Annotated in this window: 17 protein-coding genes; 11 read left to right on the forward strand and 6 right to left on the reverse strand. The window is 63.8% G+C overall.

All coding sequences use genetic code 11. The features are described from left to right. Positions 1 to 66 precede the first annotated feature (66 nt). Positions 67 to 873 carry a TatD family hydrolase gene (locus tag C3F42_RS27040; protein WP_104445116.1) on the reverse strand — a complete coding sequence of 269 codons (807 nt, stop codon included), beginning with the start codon at positions 871 to 873 and terminating at the stop codon, positions 67 to 69. 158 nt (positions 874 to 1,031) lie between these two features. On the opposite strand from C3F42_RS27040, the gene C3F42_RS27045 reads away from it, so the two are divergent. The 4 genes from C3F42_RS27045 to greB all read left to right on the forward strand — a co-directional run bounded on the left by C3F42_RS27045 (position 1,032) and on the right by greB (position 4,082). Further along, positions 1,032 to 2,438, forward strand: coding sequence for a transglycosylase SLT domain-containing protein (locus C3F42_RS27045; RefSeq protein WP_038707578.1), 1,407 nt, complete (start codon positions 1,032 to 1,034; stop codon positions 2,436 to 2,438). Positions 2,439 to 2,548: 110 nt separating this feature from the next. Then, positions 2,549 to 2,983, forward strand: a complete 435-nt coding sequence (locus tag C3F42_RS27050; RefSeq protein ID WP_094011289.1) for a DoxX family protein — start codon at positions 2,549 to 2,551, stop codon at positions 2,981 to 2,983. 227 nt (positions 2,984 to 3,210) lie between these two features. After that, positions 3,211 to 3,519 (forward strand): hypothetical protein, encoded by a 309-nt coding sequence (locus tag C3F42_RS27055; protein WP_023631682.1) that lies wholly within the window; start codon positions 3,211 to 3,213, stop codon positions 3,517 to 3,519. Between the two features lie 89 nt (positions 3,520 to 3,608). Next, a complete protein-coding gene (greB, locus tag C3F42_RS27060) occupies positions 3,609 to 4,082 on the forward strand; it encodes a transcription elongation factor GreB (protein WP_023631683.1) in 474 nt (157 codons plus the stop codon). Positions 4,083 to 4,106: 24 nt separating this feature from the next. On the opposite strand, the gene C3F42_RS27065 is transcribed toward greB, so the two are convergent. Both C3F42_RS27065 and C3F42_RS27070 read right to left on the reverse strand, forming a co-directional pair. Then, positions 4,107 to 6,614 (reverse strand): ABC transporter permease, encoded by a 2,508-nt coding sequence (locus C3F42_RS27065; RefSeq protein WP_094011290.1) that lies wholly within the window; start codon positions 6,612 to 6,614, stop codon positions 4,107 to 4,109. Then, on the reverse strand, positions 6,614 to 7,297 hold the full coding sequence (locus C3F42_RS27070; RefSeq protein WP_038706445.1) for an ABC transporter ATP-binding protein: 684 nt from the start codon (positions 7,295 to 7,297) through the stop codon (positions 6,614 to 6,616). The genes C3F42_RS27065 and C3F42_RS27070 overlap by 1 nt, the downstream gene beginning before the upstream one ends. Before the next feature lie 10 nt (positions 7,298 to 7,307). On the opposite strand from C3F42_RS27070, the gene C3F42_RS27075 reads away from it, so the two are divergent. The 3 genes from C3F42_RS27075 to C3F42_RS27085 all read left to right on the forward strand — a co-directional run bounded on the left by C3F42_RS27075 (position 7,308) and on the right by C3F42_RS27085 (position 9,323). Continuing rightward, entirely contained in the window at positions 7,308 to 7,913 is a 606-nt protein-coding gene (locus tag C3F42_RS27075) for an arylesterase (RefSeq protein ID WP_177182908.1), read from the forward strand. 58 nt (positions 7,914 to 7,971) lie between these two features. Further along, positions 7,972 to 8,253, forward strand: a complete 282-nt coding sequence (locus C3F42_RS27080; protein ID WP_023630452.1) for a hypothetical protein — start codon at positions 7,972 to 7,974, stop codon at positions 8,251 to 8,253. Between the two features lie 95 nt (positions 8,254 to 8,348). Continuing rightward, on the forward strand, positions 8,349 to 9,323 hold the full coding sequence (locus tag C3F42_RS27085) for a L,D-transpeptidase family protein (protein WP_023630451.1): 975 nt from the start codon (positions 8,349 to 8,351) through the stop codon (positions 9,321 to 9,323). Positions 9,324 to 9,557: 234 nt separating this feature from the next. Here the strand turns inward: C3F42_RS27085 and oprI are convergent, their stop codons facing one another. Then, a complete protein-coding gene (gene oprI / locus C3F42_RS27090) occupies positions 9,558 to 9,809 on the reverse strand; it encodes an outer membrane lipoprotei OprI (protein ID WP_003259780.1) in 252 nt (83 codons plus the stop codon). 663 nt (positions 9,810 to 10,472) lie between these two features. Between oprI and C3F42_RS27095 the strand changes: the two genes are divergently transcribed. Beyond that, positions 10,473 to 10,754 carry a GNAT family N-acetyltransferase gene (locus tag C3F42_RS27095; RefSeq protein WP_031315036.1) on the forward strand — a complete coding sequence of 94 codons (282 nt, stop codon included), beginning with the start codon at positions 10,473 to 10,475 and terminating at the stop codon, positions 10,752 to 10,754. 61 nt (positions 10,755 to 10,815) lie between these two features. Here the strand turns inward: C3F42_RS27095 and C3F42_RS27100 are convergent, their stop codons facing one another. Then, positions 10,816 to 11,892 carry a 3-deoxy-7-phosphoheptulonate synthase gene (locus tag C3F42_RS27100; RefSeq protein ID WP_031315035.1) on the reverse strand — a complete coding sequence of 359 codons (1,077 nt, stop codon included), beginning with the start codon at positions 11,890 to 11,892 and terminating at the stop codon, positions 10,816 to 10,818. 259 nt (positions 11,893 to 12,151) lie between these two features. Here C3F42_RS27100 and C3F42_RS27105 point away from each other — a divergent pair, with 259 nt between their 5' ends. The 3 genes from C3F42_RS27105 (at position 12,152) to cysB (ending at position 14,809) form a co-directional block, all read left to right on the forward strand. Further along, positions 12,152 to 13,114 (forward strand): putative 2-dehydropantoate 2-reductase, encoded by a 963-nt coding sequence (locus tag C3F42_RS27105; RefSeq protein ID WP_094011292.1) that lies wholly within the window; start codon positions 12,152 to 12,154, stop codon positions 13,112 to 13,114. A 95-nt stretch (positions 13,115 to 13,209) separates the two neighbouring features. Continuing rightward, the gene (locus C3F42_RS27110) at positions 13,210 to 13,707 is read left to right on the forward strand and encodes a universal stress protein (RefSeq protein ID WP_023630447.1); all 498 of its coding nucleotides are present in this window, start codon (positions 13,210 to 13,212) and stop codon (positions 13,705 to 13,707) included. Positions 13,708 to 13,834: 127 nt separating this feature from the next. Next, positions 13,835 to 14,809: an HTH-type transcriptional regulator CysB gene (gene cysB / locus C3F42_RS27115; protein ID WP_094011293.1), complete on the forward strand. Its 975-nt coding sequence runs from the start codon at positions 13,835 to 13,837 to the stop codon at positions 14,807 to 14,809. 37 nt (positions 14,810 to 14,846) lie between these two features. Here the strand turns inward: cysB and C3F42_RS27120 are convergent, their stop codons facing one another. Further along, complete coding sequence (locus C3F42_RS27120) at positions 14,847 to 15,581, reverse strand: phosphoadenylyl-sulfate reductase (RefSeq protein ID WP_094011294.1); 735 nt, start codon at positions 15,579 to 15,581, stop codon at positions 14,847 to 14,849. Positions 15,582 to 15,689: the final 108 nt, after the last annotated feature.

The following is a 15,689-nucleotide window of genomic DNA, read 5'->3' on the forward strand; positions in this document are numbered from 1 at the left end:
GCGGAAACATTATTGGCAAGGTGCCATCATTGTGCCCGCCAAGGCCAGGGACCTCGTTGATATGCGTCAAGAAACCTCAGGCAGGCCAAAGAACGCGCGGGCGCAGGCGCTGGTGTGGGCAGCGGTGTGTTCCACCGTTTCGCCGCGGTGCAGCGCCACCTCGCGGAGCACTTCGGGCAGGAACGCGGGCTCGTTGCGGCCGTTCTTCGGCTTGGGCCTGAGGCTTCGTGGCAGCAGGTAGGGCGCGTCGCTTTCCAGCATCAGGCGGCCTTCCGGGATGTTGCCGACCAACGGGTGCAGGTGGGTGCCACGGCGCTCGTCGCAGATCCAGCCGGTGATGCCGATGTGCAGGTCCAGGTCGAGGTAGGCGAACAGTGCCTGGCGTTCACCGGTGAAGCAGTGCACCACCGCCGCGCTCAGGTGGTCGCGGTAGTTCCTGAGGATCGCCAGCAGGCGTTCGCTGGCCTCGCGCTCGTGAAGGAACACCGGCAGGCGCAACTCGACCGCCAGCGCCAGCTGCGCCTCCAGGGCCTTTTCCTGGGCGGGGCGTGGGGAGAAGTCGCGGTTGAAGTCCAGGCCGCATTCGCCCACGGCCACGACCCGCGGTTGGGCGAGCAGTTCGCGCAGCTGACGTTCGCTGTTAGCGCTCCAGTGGCTGGCATCGTGGGGATGCACGCCGGCAGTACTGAACAGACGCTGGCCAGGCTCGTCCAGGCGTTGGCAGAGTTCCAGCGCTTCGGCGCTGACATCCAGACTGGTGCCGGTGAGGACCATCTGTGCCACGCCGGCTTCCACGGCACGCTCGACGATAGCGGCCTGCTGGTCGCGGAAACTGCTGTTGGTCAGGTTGACGCCGATATCGATCAGTTGCATGGTGCTACCTCTTGCCGCGGGGCGGCCAGCATAGCAAAAACCGCGATATCGCGAAAAAACCAAGAACTTCAAACGTTTGCCGTGGTCTGTTGCGGTCATTTATCACGGATCGATCACAGCGCATGGTGCCTGCCAACCGCCCTCGGACCCTTACCGCCATGGTGCGAACCCTTTTCACCAGCCTGTTGCTGTTCGGGTTGCTGGCCTCCGGGCCGGTCGCTGCCGGCGAAGCGGGGCCGCAACAGCATGTGCCTGCCAGCCCGGCCCGTGACCTGGCGCAGATCCGCTCGAGCAAGGTGCTGCGGGTGCTGGTCAACCAGAGCCGCAACAGTTCCGGCGAGGTAAAGGGTGAACCGGTCGGGATCGAGTATTACCGCCTGCGTGCCCTGGAGCACGCCCTCAATGCCCGGGTCGCCGACGGCCAGGAAATCACCCTGAAGATCATCCCCCGCGCCAAGGAGCAGTTACTCGGTGCGCTGCAGCGCGGCGAGGGCGATCTTGCCGCGCCCGGTGAACTGCTCGACCCTGGCGTGGTGCGCGGCGTCGAGGCCAGCGCCCCGGTGCTCGACCAGGTTCCCCTGCAACTGGTCGGGCGCAAGGGCGAGCGCGGCTACAACCGTGCCGAACAGCTGTCCGGGCGCACCATCGCCCTGACCACCGCCAGTGCCGCGGGGCCGGCGATCGAGGCGATCAACCGGCAGTTGGCGCTGCGCAAGCGGGCACCGATCAAGGTGGAGTGGGTTGACCCGACGCTGGCGGTGGAGGATGTGCTGGAGATGGTCCAGGCGGGCATCTACCCGCTGACCGTGGTGGAGCGTCCCATCGCCCAGCGCTGGGCGCGGGTGATGCCGCGCCTGCGGGTCGACAGCAAGCTGCAGCTGGCTCCGCCCCAGGCCATGCGCTGGTATCTGCGCAAGGATGCGCCGATGTTGCGCACGGCGGTGGACCGCTTCCTGGCCACCTACCGCGCTCCCGACAACCAGGACGCGGCGTTCGAGCGTATCTACCGGCGCCAGTACCGGGTGCACAACCCATTGGCCCGTCAGGACCGCCAACGCCTGGCCGCGTTGCGCCCGGTGCTGCAGAAGCATGGCGGCGACCAGCAGTTCGACTGGCTCAACCTGGCTGCCCTGGCGTTCAAGGAGTCCACCCTCGATCCCAAGGCGCGAGGCACCGGCGGTGCCCACGGGCTGATGCAGATCACGCCGTCGGCGGCCCAGCGGGTAGGCGTGAGCAACACCGCCACGGTGGATGGCAACGTCCAGGCCAGCGCCCGCTACCTGGCGCTGATCCGCCGCAAGTTCTTCGCCAGCCCCCGGCTCAACGAGCGCGAGCGCATGGCGTTCATCCTGGCCGCCTACAACCTCGGGCCGGAGCGAGTCCAGGCCATGCGCGCCGAAGCCCGGCGCCGGGGGCTCAATGGCAACCAGTGGTTCTTCCAGACCGAGCGCATCGCCATGGAGCAGGTGGGCATGGGGCCGGTGAACTTCGTCAACAGCGTCAACAAGTACTACCTTGCGTTCAACCGCGAGCGTGCCTCCCTGGAGCGGGTGGCCAAGCGCTAGTTAATCTAATTATTCGATATGATTTACGCGATTATTGCGATTTTCTTATTCGATGGTTTGATTATGATGGCGCCCATCCAACACACACCTGCTCAAACAAGGAAGCACTCATGAACAACTCCCTGAAAGCCCTTTTCACCACTCGCGCCGGCTACGGCCTGAGCGTCGTGCGCATCCTGGTCGGTGTCATCTTCATGGCCCATGGCGCGCAGAAACTCTTCGGCCTGTTCGGTGGCTACGGCCTGGAAGGCACCGGCCAGTGGATGGAAAGCATCGGCCTGGCTCCGGGCTACCTCATGGCCCTGCTGTCCGGTAGCGCCGAATTATTTGGCGGCCTGGCGCTGGTGGTCGGCCTTTTGGCCCGCCCGGCTGCGCTGGCGCTGAGCGTGACCCTGGTAGTGGCGATATTTTCGGTGCATATCGGCAACGGGCTGTTCATGTCCAACAACGGTTATGAGTTCGCCCTGGCGCTGCTGGCCGGCACCGTGGCGGTGCTGATCGAAGGCGCGGGCCGCCTGTCGCTGGACCGTGTGATCGCACGCTGAAACAAAGCTGCAAGCTTCAAGCCTCAAGCTGCGAGTGGTCAAAGCGATCGACTTGCAGCTTGTAACTTGCGGCGTGTCCCTCTAGCATACCGATTGCGCCGATTTAAACAGCTACTTGCGGGGCGCAGGAAGGGCCCCGACGGGTCTTCCGAAATACCGCTAAAGCGCTGGTTCGGTGACGCCTCCCACCGCTGCCCAGCGGGATCAGCGAGGCGGAGAGAGACTCCATGAGTTGCCCACGTACCAGTGTCTGTTTGACCCCCCTGGCCAATAACCAGGCTTCCCGTACCCCGCGCATCCTGCTCGGCGGCCAGCATCAACCCACGCTTTTGCGCAATCTCGATGGTTTCTCCCGGCGCAAGGGCCAGGCCTGTGCCTTCCTCATCCAGTTCTCCGACAGCTGTGACCAGCTCGATCAGTACGGCAACGACCGCTTCGACCTGGCCGTGATCCAGGCTCCCGCGGCGCAGGATGCCGACGAGGTCATCGGCCAGCTCATCCGCATCGCCCGCCAGGGGTTGATCACCCGCCGTTGAGCGGCGTGTCGCGGCCAGGCGTTTTTCGTTAAGCTCGGTCTCTCGGTGGGCGCCTTGCGCCTGCCGTGGATGCGCTGAGGAGACAGTCGTTGAGCACCAACATCATTACCATCGAAGGTCACGCGGCTCTGAAAAAGGAGCTCGATCACCTGTGGCGGGTCTATCGTCCGGAAATCACCCAGAAGGTTACCTGGGCTGCCTCGCTGGGCGACCGCAGCGAGAACGCCGACTACCAGTACAACAAGAAGCTGTTGCGCGAGATCGACCGCCGCGTGCGTTACCTGCGCAAGCGCCTGGAAGACGTCAAGGTGGTCGAGTATTCACCCCAGCAGGAGGGCAAGGTGTTCTTCGGCGCCTGGGTGGACATCGAGAACGACGACGGTGAACAGTTGCGCTTTCGCATCGTCGGCTATGACGAGATCCACGGACGCAACGACTACATCTCCATCGATTCGCCCATGGCCCGGGCATTGCTCAAGAAAGCCGAGGGCGACGAGGTGGTGGTGCGTACGCCCACGGGCGAAGCGACCTGGTACGTCTGTTCGATTTGCTACAACCCTTGACACAACGAGCCGGGGCGCGCGCCTTTACCCCTCGCGCAGCACTGCCAACGGGCTAGCGTTGAGTGCGCGGCGGGTGCCGACCACGCCAGCTCCGCCCACCAGCACCGCCCCGGCCAGTGGCAGCGCCAACAGCCACGGGTGTGGTGCCCAATGCAGATCGAAGGCATAGCGGTACAGCGCCCAACTGATCAGTTCGCAGCCCAGCGCCGCGAGCAGGCCGCTGGCGGCGCCGAGCAGACCGAACTCGATGCGTCTTGCCTTGACCAGCAGCGGGCGTGCCGCCCCCAGCGCCCGCAGCAGGGCACCTTGGCGAATGCGTTCGTCGAGGGTTGCCTGCAGGCCAGCGAACAGTACCGCCAGCCCTGCGGCCAGCACGAACAACAGCACGTACTCCACTGCCAGGGTGACCTGGGCGAGGATGCTGCGCAGCTGGGCGAGCAGTGCATCGACCTGCAGCACGGTCACTGCCGGGAAGGCCCGGGATAGCGCGACGATTTCCTGGTCGTGGCCCGGCGCCAGGTAGAAGCTGGTGAGGTAGGTGGTGGGCAGGTCTTGCAGCGTGCCCGGCTGGAAGATCATGTAGAAGTTGGGCTGGAAACTGTCCCAGTGCACGCTGCGCAGGCTGCTGACTCGAGCCTGGCGTTGCTGGCCGCCGATGTCGAAGGTCAGCAGGTCGCCCAGTTGCAGGTGCAGGCTCTGCGCCAGCTCCGCCTCCACTGAAACCCCGGGGGCTTCATCGTTGGCGGGTGCCTGCTGCCACCATTGGCCGGCGCTCAGGGCGTTGCCCTGGGGCAGCTCGGCGGCCCAGGTCAGGCTGAGGTCGCGCTGGATGGCGCGTTCGCCGGTGGACTCCTTGCTGACCAGCTGGCGTACCGGCTGCTCGTTGATATGGGTCAGGCGGCCGGGAATTACCGGGTATAGCGGCGCGGCGGTGGCGTTGATCTGGGCCAGGCGCTCGGCGAACGGCTGGCGCTCGTCGGGCAGGATGTTCAGGGCGAAATGATTGGGTGCGTCCTTGGGCAACTGCGCCTGCCAGGTGTCGAGCAGTTCCGCCCGCAGCAGGGCGACCAGGCCCATTGCCAGGAGGATCAGGCCGAAGGCCAGGGCCTGGCCGGCGGCGGCCAGCGGGTGGCGCAGCAACTGCCCGAGCCCCAGCCGCCAGGCCAGCGGCGCGCCGGCCAGCAACCGGCGCAGGCTGCGCAGGCCGAGCAACAGTAATCCACCCAGCAGCAAGGCGGCGATCAGCCCCCCGCCGAGCAGGGCGAAGGTCAGCAGCAAGTCCAGGCTCAGGCGCCACATGATCAGGCCCAGGGCAAGCAGTGCGGCGCCGTAAACCAACCAGCTGCTCGGTGGCAGTGGCAGCAGGTCGCGGCGCAGCACGCGCAGCGGCGGCACGCGACCCAGGGCTGCCAGTGGCGGCAAGGCGAAGCCGGCCAGGGCAACCAATCCAGTGCCGATGCCGGCCAGCGCCGGGGTGAGGCCACCGGGTGGCACCTGGCTGGGCAGCAGGCCTTCCAGCAGGCGGAACAACCCCAACTGGGCGAGCCAGCCGAGCACCGCGCCGATGACCGCGGCGGCGACACCGAGCATTGCCAGTTGCAGGCTGTAAAGGCCGAGGGCTTGGTGCCGAGACAAGCCCAGGCAGCGCAGCAGGGCACTGGCATCCAGGCGCCGCGCGGCATAGCGGCTGGCCGACAAGGCCACGGCGATGCCGGCCAGTAGCACCGCCACCAGGCTCGCCATGTTCAGGTAACGCTCGGCCTTGCCCAGTGCGCCGCCGATCTGCCGGTTACCATCGCGGGTGTCGAGCAGGCGCTGGTTGGCGGCCAGGCTTTTCTCCGCCGTCTGCCGGTACTTTTGCAAGGCATCGATATCACCACGCCACAGATCGCGGTAGCTGACTCGGCTGCCAGGCTGGATCACGCCGGTGGCGTCCAGATCGGCGAGGTTCATCAGCACTCGCGGCGTAAGGCTGTAGAAGTTGCCGGCGCGGTCAGGCTCATAGGTCAGCACGCGGCTCATGCGCAGGGTCTTCATGCCCACGTCGATGCTGTCGCCGATGGCCAGGCCAAGCGCCGCGAGCAGGCGCGGTTCGACCCAGGCTTCACCCGGCGCCGGGCCACCGCCGGGCGCTTCCTCGGCGTAGGGAGCCGGGGCGCTGCGCAATTGGCCGCGCAGCGGGTAGGCGGGGTCGGCCGCCTTGATGCTGGAAAGCTGGATGCCGCTGTCGCCACCGACGACGCTGGTGAATTCCACCACTCGCGCATGGTCCAGGCCCAGCGCGGTGCCATCGGCAATCTGCTGGGCGCTGGGCGGGGCGCTGCCTTGCAAGACCAGGTCGGCGCCGAGGAACTCGCTGGCGCGCAACTGCATGGAGCCGTTGAGGCGGGCGCCGAAATAGCCGATGGCGGTACTGGCCGCTACCGCCACCAGCAATGCGAAGAACAGCACCCGAACTTCGCTGGCGCGAGTGTCGCGCAGCAACTGACGCAGTGCCAGGGCACACATTCGCGGGAATGATAGACCGGTCATCAGGGCTCCAGGGGCGCCACCAGGCGTCCGGCATCCAGGCGGATCAGGCGGCGGCAGCGCATGGCCAGGCGTTCGTCGTGGGTTACCAGCACCAGGGTGGTGCCGCGCTCCTGGTTCAGTTCGAACAACAGGTCGCTGATGCGCTCGCCGGTGTGACTGTCGAGGTTGCCGGTGGGCTCGTCGGCGAACAGCACTGCGGGCTGCGCGGCGAAGGCACGGGCGATGGCCACCCGCTGCTGTTCGCCACCGGAGAGCTGGCGCGGCGTGTGGCTCAGGCGTTTACCCAGGCCGACCCGCTCGAGCAGGTCGCGGGCATGCTCGCGGGCATCGCGCCGTCCGTCGAGCTCCAGCGGCAGCATGACGTTCTCAAGGGCGTTGAGGCTGTCGAGCAACTGGAACGACTGGAACACGAAGCCGACGTGCTCGGCGCGCACCCGGGCGCGTTGGTCCTCGTCGAGGGGGCCGAGGTCGTGGCCGGCGAGGATGACTTTGCCGGCGCTGGGGCGGTCGAGCCCGGCGAGCAGGCCCAGTAGCGTCGACTTGCCGGAACCGGAGGCGCCTACGATAGCCAGGCTGTCGCCCCGGGCGAGGTCAAGGGAGAGGGCGTGGAGGATGGTCAGGTCGCCTTCCGCGCTGGGGACCACTTTGCTAAGGTTCTGCGCAACGAGAATGCTGGGGCCCATGGAGAATCCGATGCGAATGTGGTGGTTGAGTGCCGGCCTCGCCCTGTGTTGCCTGGCCCAGGGCGCGGCGGCGGGAACATTGCTGGTCGTAGGGGATAGTATCAGCGCTGGTTTTGGCCTGGATACCCGCCAGGGGTGGGTCAGCCTGTTGCAACAACAATTGAAGAAGGAGGGTTTCGACGATCAGGTGGTCAATGCCTCGATTAGCGGCGACACCAGTGCAGGCGGCCAGGCGCGGCTGCCTGCGCTGCTTGCGACGCACAAGCCGGATCTTGTGGTTCTGGAACTTGGAGGCAACGACGGCCTGCGCGGACAGTCGCCGCAACAATTGCAACAGAATCTTGCCACGATGATCGACCAGTCCCGCCAGTCCGGTGCCAAGGTGGTGCTGCTGGGCATGCGCCTGCCGCCGAACTACGGCGTGCGCTACACCACGGCGTTCGCCCAGGTCTATGAACAACTGGCGGTCGATAAGAAGGTGCCGCTGGTGCCGTTCTTCCTCGAGGGCGTTGGCGGGGTTGCGGAGCTGATGCAGGCCGATGGCATCCATCCGGCTGCGGCCGCCCAGCAGCGCCTGCTGGAAAATGCCTGGCCGGCGATAAAACCCTTGCTGTGACGCTTTTATCGGGGGCCGCTTTCGGATAATGTTGCGCCCCCCGTTTCGAGTGCCCCCAATGCCGCGCCCCGCCTGGTCCCTTTACGCCTATCAACTGATCGAGCCCGATGAGCAGCTCGACCTGTTTGCCTGCCAGGAAGTGCGTATTCACCTCGCGGCCCGCCAGCTCGAACTCGGCGTGCCCGTCGACCGTACCTTGTGCGGCAGCCTGCTGCCCGCGCAGCCGCGTTGGTCAGGGGTCGAGCGAGCCATCTACCGTGATGAGCGCCTGTGTAAGCTGTGCAAGGCAATCCTGGATGCTCAACGGCGAGGCATGCGCCCGGTGTGGCCGGAGCTCTGAGCGCCTTTCATCATCTGAAATGCTTGCGCCTCCCGCTTGTTTCGACGCGGGTGTACAATCGTATCCCTTGACTGACCTTTCGAAGGATTTACCGGATGTTGCCGCGCTTTCCCGCCGTCACTCGTAGCCTGACCCTGGCCGCCTTGCTGGCGACAGGCCCTGCTGTTGCGCTGGAACTGCCGTTGCCACCCCCGGGGGAGGACGTAGTTGGCCAGGTTCACACCATCCAGGCCAAGTACGAAGACACCTTCGCCGACATCGGTACCGCGAACGACCTTGGCTACCTGGAGATGATCGCCGCCAACCCGGGCGTCGATCCCTGGCTGCCGGGCGCTGGTACCGAGATTATCCTGCCGACCCGTTACATCCTGCCGCCGGGGCCGCGTGAAGGCATCGTCATCAACCTGGCCGAGTACCGGCTCTACTACTACCCGAAAGGGCAGAACGTGGTGCATACCTTCCCGTTGGGTATCGGTCGCGAGGGCTGGGGGTCGCCGATCGCGAACACCAAGATCACCGCCAAGACGCCTAATCCGACCTGGACCCCGCCGGCCTCGATCCGTGCCGAGCACGCCGCCGATGGCGACATCCTGCCGGCGGTGGTACCGGCCGGGCCGGACAACCCGCTGGGGCCGTTCAAGTTCACCCTGGGAGTGCCGGGCTACCTGATTCACGGGTCGAACAAGAAGTTCGGTATCGGCATGCGCACCAGCCACGGCTGCTTCCGTATGCTCAACAACAATGTGCTGACGCTGTCGAAGATGGTCCCGGTGGGCACGCCGGTACGCATCATCAATGAGCCTTACAAGTTCGGTATCAGTGCTGGCAAAGTGTATCTGGAAGCCCACACACCGCTGGACGATCACGGCAATCCGTCGGTGGTCGACAAGCACACCGCGGTCATCAATGCGCTGCTCAAGCGTGAAGACCTGGCCAACAACTTGCGTATGAACTGGGACATGGTCCGCGATGTGGTCGCTGCCGAAGATGGCATGCCGGTCGAGATCGCCGTGCCCACCAACGGTGCAAGCGCGCCGATGGTGTCGAGCATTCCGCCGGAACTGCAGTAAGCGGTTGCCCGCCGGTAACTAGCAGGGCACTTTTCTTAGGGGCCGCCATGCGGCCCACCTCGGTTCAAACCCGCTTCTGAAGGCATGCGTGCGCTGTCCTGTAGGAGTGGGCGTGTAGCGGGATGGGCTGCGAGGCGGTCTCTGTTGCTTGGTCTTGCAGCAACAGGTTTTCTATCAGGCAATAAAAAAGCCGACCCACAAGTGGGTCGGCTCCATAACAATCCGTGAGGATTATTACTTGCGGCTGGCTTTGTCCAGCATACGCAGAGCGCGCTCATTGGCTTCGTCAGCGGTCTGCTGAGCCTTCTGAGCAGCTGCCAGAGCGTCGTCAGCTTTGCGGTAGGCTTCGTCTGCACGAGCCTGGGCGCGAGCTGCTGCGTCTTCGGTAGCAGTCAGGCGAGCTTCGGTTTCTTTGGATACGCTGCTGCAACCGGTAGCCAGAACTGCGGCCAGAGCCAGAGCAGAGAATTTCAGAACGTTGTTCATCGTGTTCCCCTTCAAGGACTTTCTATAAAATAGCCATCTCTCGGAAAAGAGAAACTGGCCGGCGTACATAGTACCCATTACTTGTAGTAAGTAAACTGACTGAGCGCAAGAACTGCAAAAAAAATGCTGCCGAGGGCTGCAGCGGCGGTTTTGTAAACAAACTGTGAAAACCTGCACCAGCGTTCGCAAGCGACTGTAGTACCGGAACTTTTTTGTTGAACTAAGGGTGACTTTAACTGTCCGTGAACGTCTTAGCCCTACAACATCCGGTTGCTGTTACCTGGCCATACAGACGTTGCTGTCAGCATTTTCATTCAGGGTGGCTTGAGCATTCTTGCTGGCGCCGCCTACTATTTGAGGGTGCCATCGGCGCAGAACGTTCCAGGTCGCGCTGCTGTCCAAGGAGCAACAGGTGGCGTAGGCTTTGCGCGAAAAGTCGCCGAGCGGCTATCAGGCAAGGCGAAAACAGGCGAGGGACGGTCGGAGTCGCGCTCGACTTTGCTGGTTGCAAATGAGCATTCCGACCGGGCTGGCCACCAGCCTGTTTTCAACGCAGCATTATCGTCGCGCAGGCACTTTTAGCACAAAGCCTAGAGGTTCCTCCGCCGGATAAACCACATCGGTAAGGTAAGGGTCTGCCGACAAGACCTGCGAGGAGTAGTGATGAGCGAAACGCTGACCATCCACCATGACCAGGCCGGTCATCAGTTCGAGACCACCGTGGATGGTCACCGGGCTTACCTGACCTACATGGATCTGGGCAAGCAGACGCTGGATATCTATCGCACTTTCGTGCCCAACGCCCTGCGAGGGCGCGGGATCGCCGCCGCGTTGACCGAAAAGGCCTTGGAGTACGCTGAGCAGATGGGCTACACGGTCATCCCCTCGTGCTCCTACGTCGAACGCTACATGGAGCGCCAGCAGCGTCATTCAAGCAAGGCCTGACCTGACAGCACGCATATGAAAACGCCGGGTATTGCCCGGCGTTTTCATTTATGCGCAGTTTTCAGCCGCGCTGGCGCTTGGGCAGCACATCCTTGAGCTTGGCGTGCATGCTGCGCAGGGTCTTTTCGGTAGCGGCCCAGTCGATGCAGGCGTCGGTAACCGACACCCCATACTGCAACTCGTCGAGATTCTTCGGAATGGCCTGGCAGCCCCAGTTCAGGTGGCTCTCGACCATCAGGCCGATAATCGACTGGTTGCCTTCGAGGATCTGGTTGGCCACGTTCTCCATGACCAGCGGCTGCAGGGCCGGGTCCTTGTTGGAATTGGCGTGGCTGCAGTCGACCATGATGTTTGGCTTGATCTTGGCCTTGACCAGGTCTTGTTCGCACAGTGCGACACTCACCGAGTCATAGTTGGGTTTACCGTTGCCGCCGCGCAGCACAACGTGGCCGTAGGCGTTGCCCTTGGTGGTGACGATGGAGACACCACCTTCCTGGTTGATGCCCAGGAAACGATGGGGCTTGGAGACTGACTGCAGGGCGTTTATCGCCACGGTCAGGCCGCCATCGGTACCGTTCTTGAAGCCGACCGCCGAGGACAAGCCGGAGGCCATTTCGCGGTGGGTCTGGGATTCTGTGGTGCGTGCGCCAATGGCCGACCAGCTGATAAGGTCCTGCAGGTACTGCGGGGAGATCGGGTCGAGTGCTTCGGTGGCGGTGGGCAGGCCCATCTCGGCCAGATCCAGCAGCAACTGGCGGCCAATGTGCAGGCCGTCCTGGATCTTGAATGAGTCATCCAGGTACGGATCGTTGATCAGGCCCTTCCAGCCGACAGTGGTGCGTGGCTTCTCAAAGTACACGCGCATGACCAGATACAGAGTGTCGGAAACCTCCTCAGCCAGTACCTTCAGGCGCTCGGCATACTCGTGGGCGGCCTTGATGTCATGGATCGAGCAGGGGCCGACCACCACGAACAGGCGATGGTCCTTGCCGTCGAGGATATTGCGCACCACTTCACGGCCGGCAGTCACGGTCTGCAGGGCCTTGGTGCTGAGGGGAATTTCCTTCTTGAGCTGATCAGGGGTGATCAAGGTCTCGTTGGAGGCAACGTTAAGGTCATCGATCGGTAAATCAGCCATCGTGTTACTCGTCAGGTCACGGGTGCCGGCCGCCAGCAATCCCCGTGCGGCCCAGCAGCAGATTGTTCGCAGCGGGGAGGCCGAACCTTAGCGCGTTAGCGGGGGCGCGACAATGGGCTGGGCCCGTCGATACGGGGTTTTTGCCTGGCAAGCGGCATTTGGGCGCGAGCTCGCTGCCCTGCGGGATGATTTCGCCGTGGCAGCGACACCTGGGTATAGTGGCTGACCAATAACAATGACTCTTGACCAGGAGCACTGCATGGCATCCCTCGACCCTCAGGTGGGCAATCCCCGCATCGGCATCATCGGCAGCGGCGCAATCGGTGGCTTCTATGGCGTGATGCTGGCCCGAGCCGGTTTCGACGTACACTTTCTGCTGCGCAGTGAATATCAGGTCGTGCGTGAGCAGGGGCTGCAGCTAGACAGCGCCGTGCATGGTCAGGTGCGCATGTCCGTGCAGGCCTACGCCTCTGCCGCCGACATGCCGCCTTGCGACTGGCTACTGGTAGGGGCCAAAGCCACCAGCAATGCCGAACTGGCGCCCTTGATCGTACAAGCCGCAGCACCGCAGGCCAGGGTGGTATTGCTACAGAACGGCCTTGGGGTCGAGGAGCAACTGCGCCCGGCCTTGCGCCCGGACATGCACCTGCTGGGCGGGTTGTGCTTCATCTGTGTCAACCGCGAGCGCCCCGGGGTGATTCGTCACCAGTCGCTGGGCGCGGTGAACCTTGGCTATCACAGTGGGCCCGCACCAGATGATGCAGCGGTCGTGGTGGAGGAGGGAGCGGCGCTGTTCCGGGCTGCGGGCATCGATTCCCAGGCCATGGCCGACCTCGACCAGGCGCGGTGGCAGAAGCTGGTGTGGAACGTGCCCTACAACGGCCTTTCGGTGCTGCTGCAGGCCAGCACCACACCTTTGATGAGCGATGCCGACAGCCGTGCGCTGATCCAGGCGTTGATGGCCGAAGTGGTGGCGGGCGCCAAGGCCTGTGGCCGTGAGCTGCCGGCGGGTTACGCCGAGCACCTGTTCCGCGTCACCGAGAAGATGCCGGACTACTGGCCAAGCATGTACCACGATCATGCCTTGCAGCGGCCGTTGGAACTGCAGGCAATCTACGCCGAACCCTTGGCCCGTGCCCGTGCGGCTGGTTGCGAGCTGCCGCGCATGCAGGCGCTATATCAGGCCCTTATGTTTATCGACCGGCGCAACCGCTCGGCCTGAAGGTCGCGGTGGCCCTGCGCCGGACGGCCAGGCGGCTGTCCATGGCGCTGCTAAGCTCAAGCTTGCTCTGCCGTCGCGGCAGTCGAGGAGGTCGAATGATCCGTTCCATGCTGTTCGCCACGGACCTCGGTGTGTATGCGCCCTTCATCATGCAGCACGCTCTGGCCCTGGCGCGGACCTTCAACGCAGAGCTGTATGTGATTCATGCCGTGGAGCCTATGGGGCAGTTCGCTGAATCCTTGCTGCAAAGTTACCTGGACGAACAAACCCTCGACACGTTGCACAGTGAGGGCGTCAATACCGTCATGGCCAACATCGAGCAGCGGGTGCTGGAGAACTTTCGCGAAGAGCTGGGTGAGGTCGCCGACCTGGCGCTGATCCGTGCAGTACGGGTGCGTCAGGGGGACCCTGCCCAGGTGATCCTCGAACAGGCCCAGCGCCTGGCGGTCGATCTGCTGATTTTCGGCAGCCACAGTGCAGGGGCGGGAGTGGATGTGCCGATCGGTCGCACGGCCGTGCGGCTGCTGCAACTGTCGCCGGTGCCGGTGTACATGGTGCCGTTGGCCCAGCATCTTGGACGTAGGAAAGTGTGAGCCTGGCGGTAGGGCGTTTTCCTGCGGACGTAACAAAATAGTTCTAGATTTATTTCTCAAGCCACTAATATAGTTATAACTCGTCGCTGCCGGCGCGCCGGTGACCTACCGCCTTTGAGGGATATCTATGAAGCTTCAGCAACTGCGCTACATCTGGGAAGTAGCGCACCATGACCTCAACGTTTCCGCGACGGCGCAGAGCCTCTACACCTCCCAGCCTGGCATCAGCAAGCAGATTCGCCTGCTCGAGGATGAGCTGGGCGTCGAAGTCTTCGCCCGCAGTGGCAAGCATCTGACTCGCGTCACCCCAGCGGGCGAGCGCATCATCAGTACCGCCGGCGAGATTCTGCGCAAGGTCGAGAGCATCAAGCAGATCGCCCAGGAATTCTCCAACGAGAAGAAAGGCACATTGTCGATCGCCACCACCCATACCCAGGCGCGCTATGCGCTGCCGCCGGTGATCAGCAACTTCATCAAGCAATACCCGGAAGTCGCCCTGCACATGCACCAGGGCTCGCCGATGCAGATCGCCGAGATGGCGGCCGACGGTACCGTCGACTTCGCCATTGCCACCGAAGCCCTTGAGTTGTTCGGCGATCTGATCATGATGCCGTGCTACAAGTGGAACCGTTGCGTGGTAGTGCCTCAGGGGCACCCACTGACCAAGCTGCCGAAGCTGACCCTGGAGTCAGTGGCCGAGTATCCGATCGTCACCTATGTATTCGGCTTCACTGGCCGTTCCAAGCTCGACGAGGCGTTCAACCACCGTGGCCTGACGCCGAAGGTGGTGTTCACCGCCGCCGACGCCGACGTGATCAAGACTTATGTGCGCCTGGGCCTGGGCGTGGGTATCGTGGCCAAGATGGCGGTGGACCCGAAACTCGACAGCGACCTGGTGTGCCTGGATGCCAGCGAGTTGTTCGAGGCCAGCATCACCAAGATCGGCTTCCGTCGCGGCACCTTCCTGCGTGGTTTCATGTGCGACTTCATCGAGAAGTTCGCGCCGCACCTGACTCGCGAGGTGATGGCCAAGGCGATCCAGTGCCACAACAAGCAGGAGCTCGAAGAGCTGTTCGAGGGTGTCGAGCTGCCGGTGCACTGACCTGAAATAACTGGGGCCGCTTTGCGGCCCCAGTCGTTTATGCCTTGCTGATCAGGTTGCCCGCGTGCAACCCGCATTCCTTCTGGGTCGACTCCTCCCACCACCAGCGTCCTTCGCGCTCATGCTGGTTCGGCAGCACCGGGCGAGTGCACGGCTCGCAGCCGATGCTGATGAAGCCGCGCTCGTGCAGGCTGTTGTAGGGCAGTTCGAGCATGCGGATATAGCCCCAGACTTCCTCGCTGGTCATCTGCGCCAACGGGTTGAACTTGTACAGGGGGCGTTCGGGAGTTGAAAAGGCGCTGTCGATTTCCAGGGCCGCCACCTGGCTGCGGGTGCCGGGGCTCTGGTCGCGACGTTGGCCGGTGGCCCAGGCGCTCACGGTGGCCAGCTTGCGGCGCAGCGGCTCGATCTTGCGGATGCCGCAGCACTCGCCATGGCCGTCCTTGTAGAAGCTGAATAGGCCCTTTTCCTTGACGAACGGGTCGAGCTTATCGCGGTTCGGGCTGAGGATTTCGATCGGCAGGTTGTACTGCTCGCGCACCTGGTCGATGAAGCGGTAGGTTTCCGGGTGCAGGCGACCGGTATCGAGGCTGAACACCTTGACCTGTTTGTTCAGCTTCCAGGCCATGTCCACCAGCACCACATCCTCGGCACCGCTGAAGGAGATCCACAGCTCGTCGCCGAAGTGTTCGAAGGCGAGCTTGAGGATCTCCTGCGGGGACTTGCTGGCGTAGGTCGCGGCCAGGGCGGCGACGTCGAAGGGTTGGCTCATCAGGCGGTTTCCATCGGGTGAGTGGCGCTGTGCGCTCGTAGTGGTCAGATGGTAACAAAAAATGGCGGGGCAGACGCCTGGCGATCGCGGGGCAACCCGCTCCCACGG

Origin of the sequence: Pseudomonas sp. PONIH3, from assembly GCF_002934345.1 — a bacterium.
GTDB lineage: Bacteria > Pseudomonadota > Gammaproteobacteria > Pseudomonadales > Pseudomonadaceae > Aquipseudomonas > Aquipseudomonas soli.

Excerpts from the sequence above, each read along its gene's own strand:
- C3F42_RS27075 (WP_177182908.1), top strand. The coding sequence starts at position 7,308 with ATGCGAATGTGGTGGTTGAGTGCCGGCCTCGCCCTGTGTTGCCTGGCC.
- C3F42_RS27105 (WP_094011292.1), top strand. The coding sequence starts at position 12,152 with ATGGCATCCCTCGACCCTCAGGTGGGCAATCCCCGCATCGGCATCATC.
- C3F42_RS27095 (WP_031315036.1), top strand. The coding sequence starts at position 10,473 with ATGAGCGAAACGCTGACCATCCACCATGACCAGGCCGGTCATCAGTTC.
- C3F42_RS27085 (WP_023630451.1), top strand. The coding sequence starts at position 8,349 with ATGTTGCCGCGCTTTCCCGCCGTCACTCGTAGCCTGACCCTGGCCGCC.
- C3F42_RS27120 (WP_094011294.1), bottom strand. The coding sequence starts at position 15,581 with ATGAGCCAACCCTTCGACGTCGCCGCCCTGGCCGCGACCTACGCCAGC.
- C3F42_RS27110 (WP_023630447.1), top strand. The coding sequence starts at position 13,210 with ATGATCCGTTCCATGCTGTTCGCCACGGACCTCGGTGTGTATGCGCCC.
- C3F42_RS27070 (WP_038706445.1), bottom strand. The coding sequence starts at position 7,297 with ATGGGCCCCAGCATTCTCGTTGCGCAGAACCTTAGCAAAGTGGTCCCC.
- C3F42_RS27065 (WP_094011290.1), bottom strand. The coding sequence starts at position 6,614 with ATGACCGGTCTATCATTCCCGCGAATGTGTGCCCTGGCACTGCGTCAG.
- C3F42_RS27100 (WP_031315035.1), bottom strand. The coding sequence starts at position 11,892 with ATGGCTGATTTACCGATCGATGACCTTAACGTTGCCTCCAACGAGACC.
- C3F42_RS27050 (WP_094011289.1), top strand. The coding sequence starts at position 2,549 with ATGAACAACTCCCTGAAAGCCCTTTTCACCACTCGCGCCGGCTACGGC.
- cysB (WP_094011293.1), top strand. The coding sequence starts at position 13,835 with ATGAAGCTTCAGCAACTGCGCTACATCTGGGAAGTAGCGCACCATGAC.
- C3F42_RS27080 (WP_023630452.1), top strand. The coding sequence starts at position 7,972 with ATGCCGCGCCCCGCCTGGTCCCTTTACGCCTATCAACTGATCGAGCCC.
- C3F42_RS27055 (WP_023631682.1), top strand. The coding sequence starts at position 3,211 with ATGAGTTGCCCACGTACCAGTGTCTGTTTGACCCCCCTGGCCAATAAC.
- C3F42_RS27040 (WP_104445116.1), bottom strand. The coding sequence starts at position 873 with ATGCAACTGATCGATATCGGCGTCAACCTGACCAACAGCAGTTTCCGC.
- oprI (WP_003259780.1), bottom strand. The coding sequence starts at position 9,809 with ATGAACAACGTTCTGAAATTCTCTGCTCTGGCTCTGGCCGCAGTTCTG.
- C3F42_RS27045 (WP_038707578.1), top strand. The coding sequence starts at position 1,032 with ATGGTGCGAACCCTTTTCACCAGCCTGTTGCTGTTCGGGTTGCTGGCC.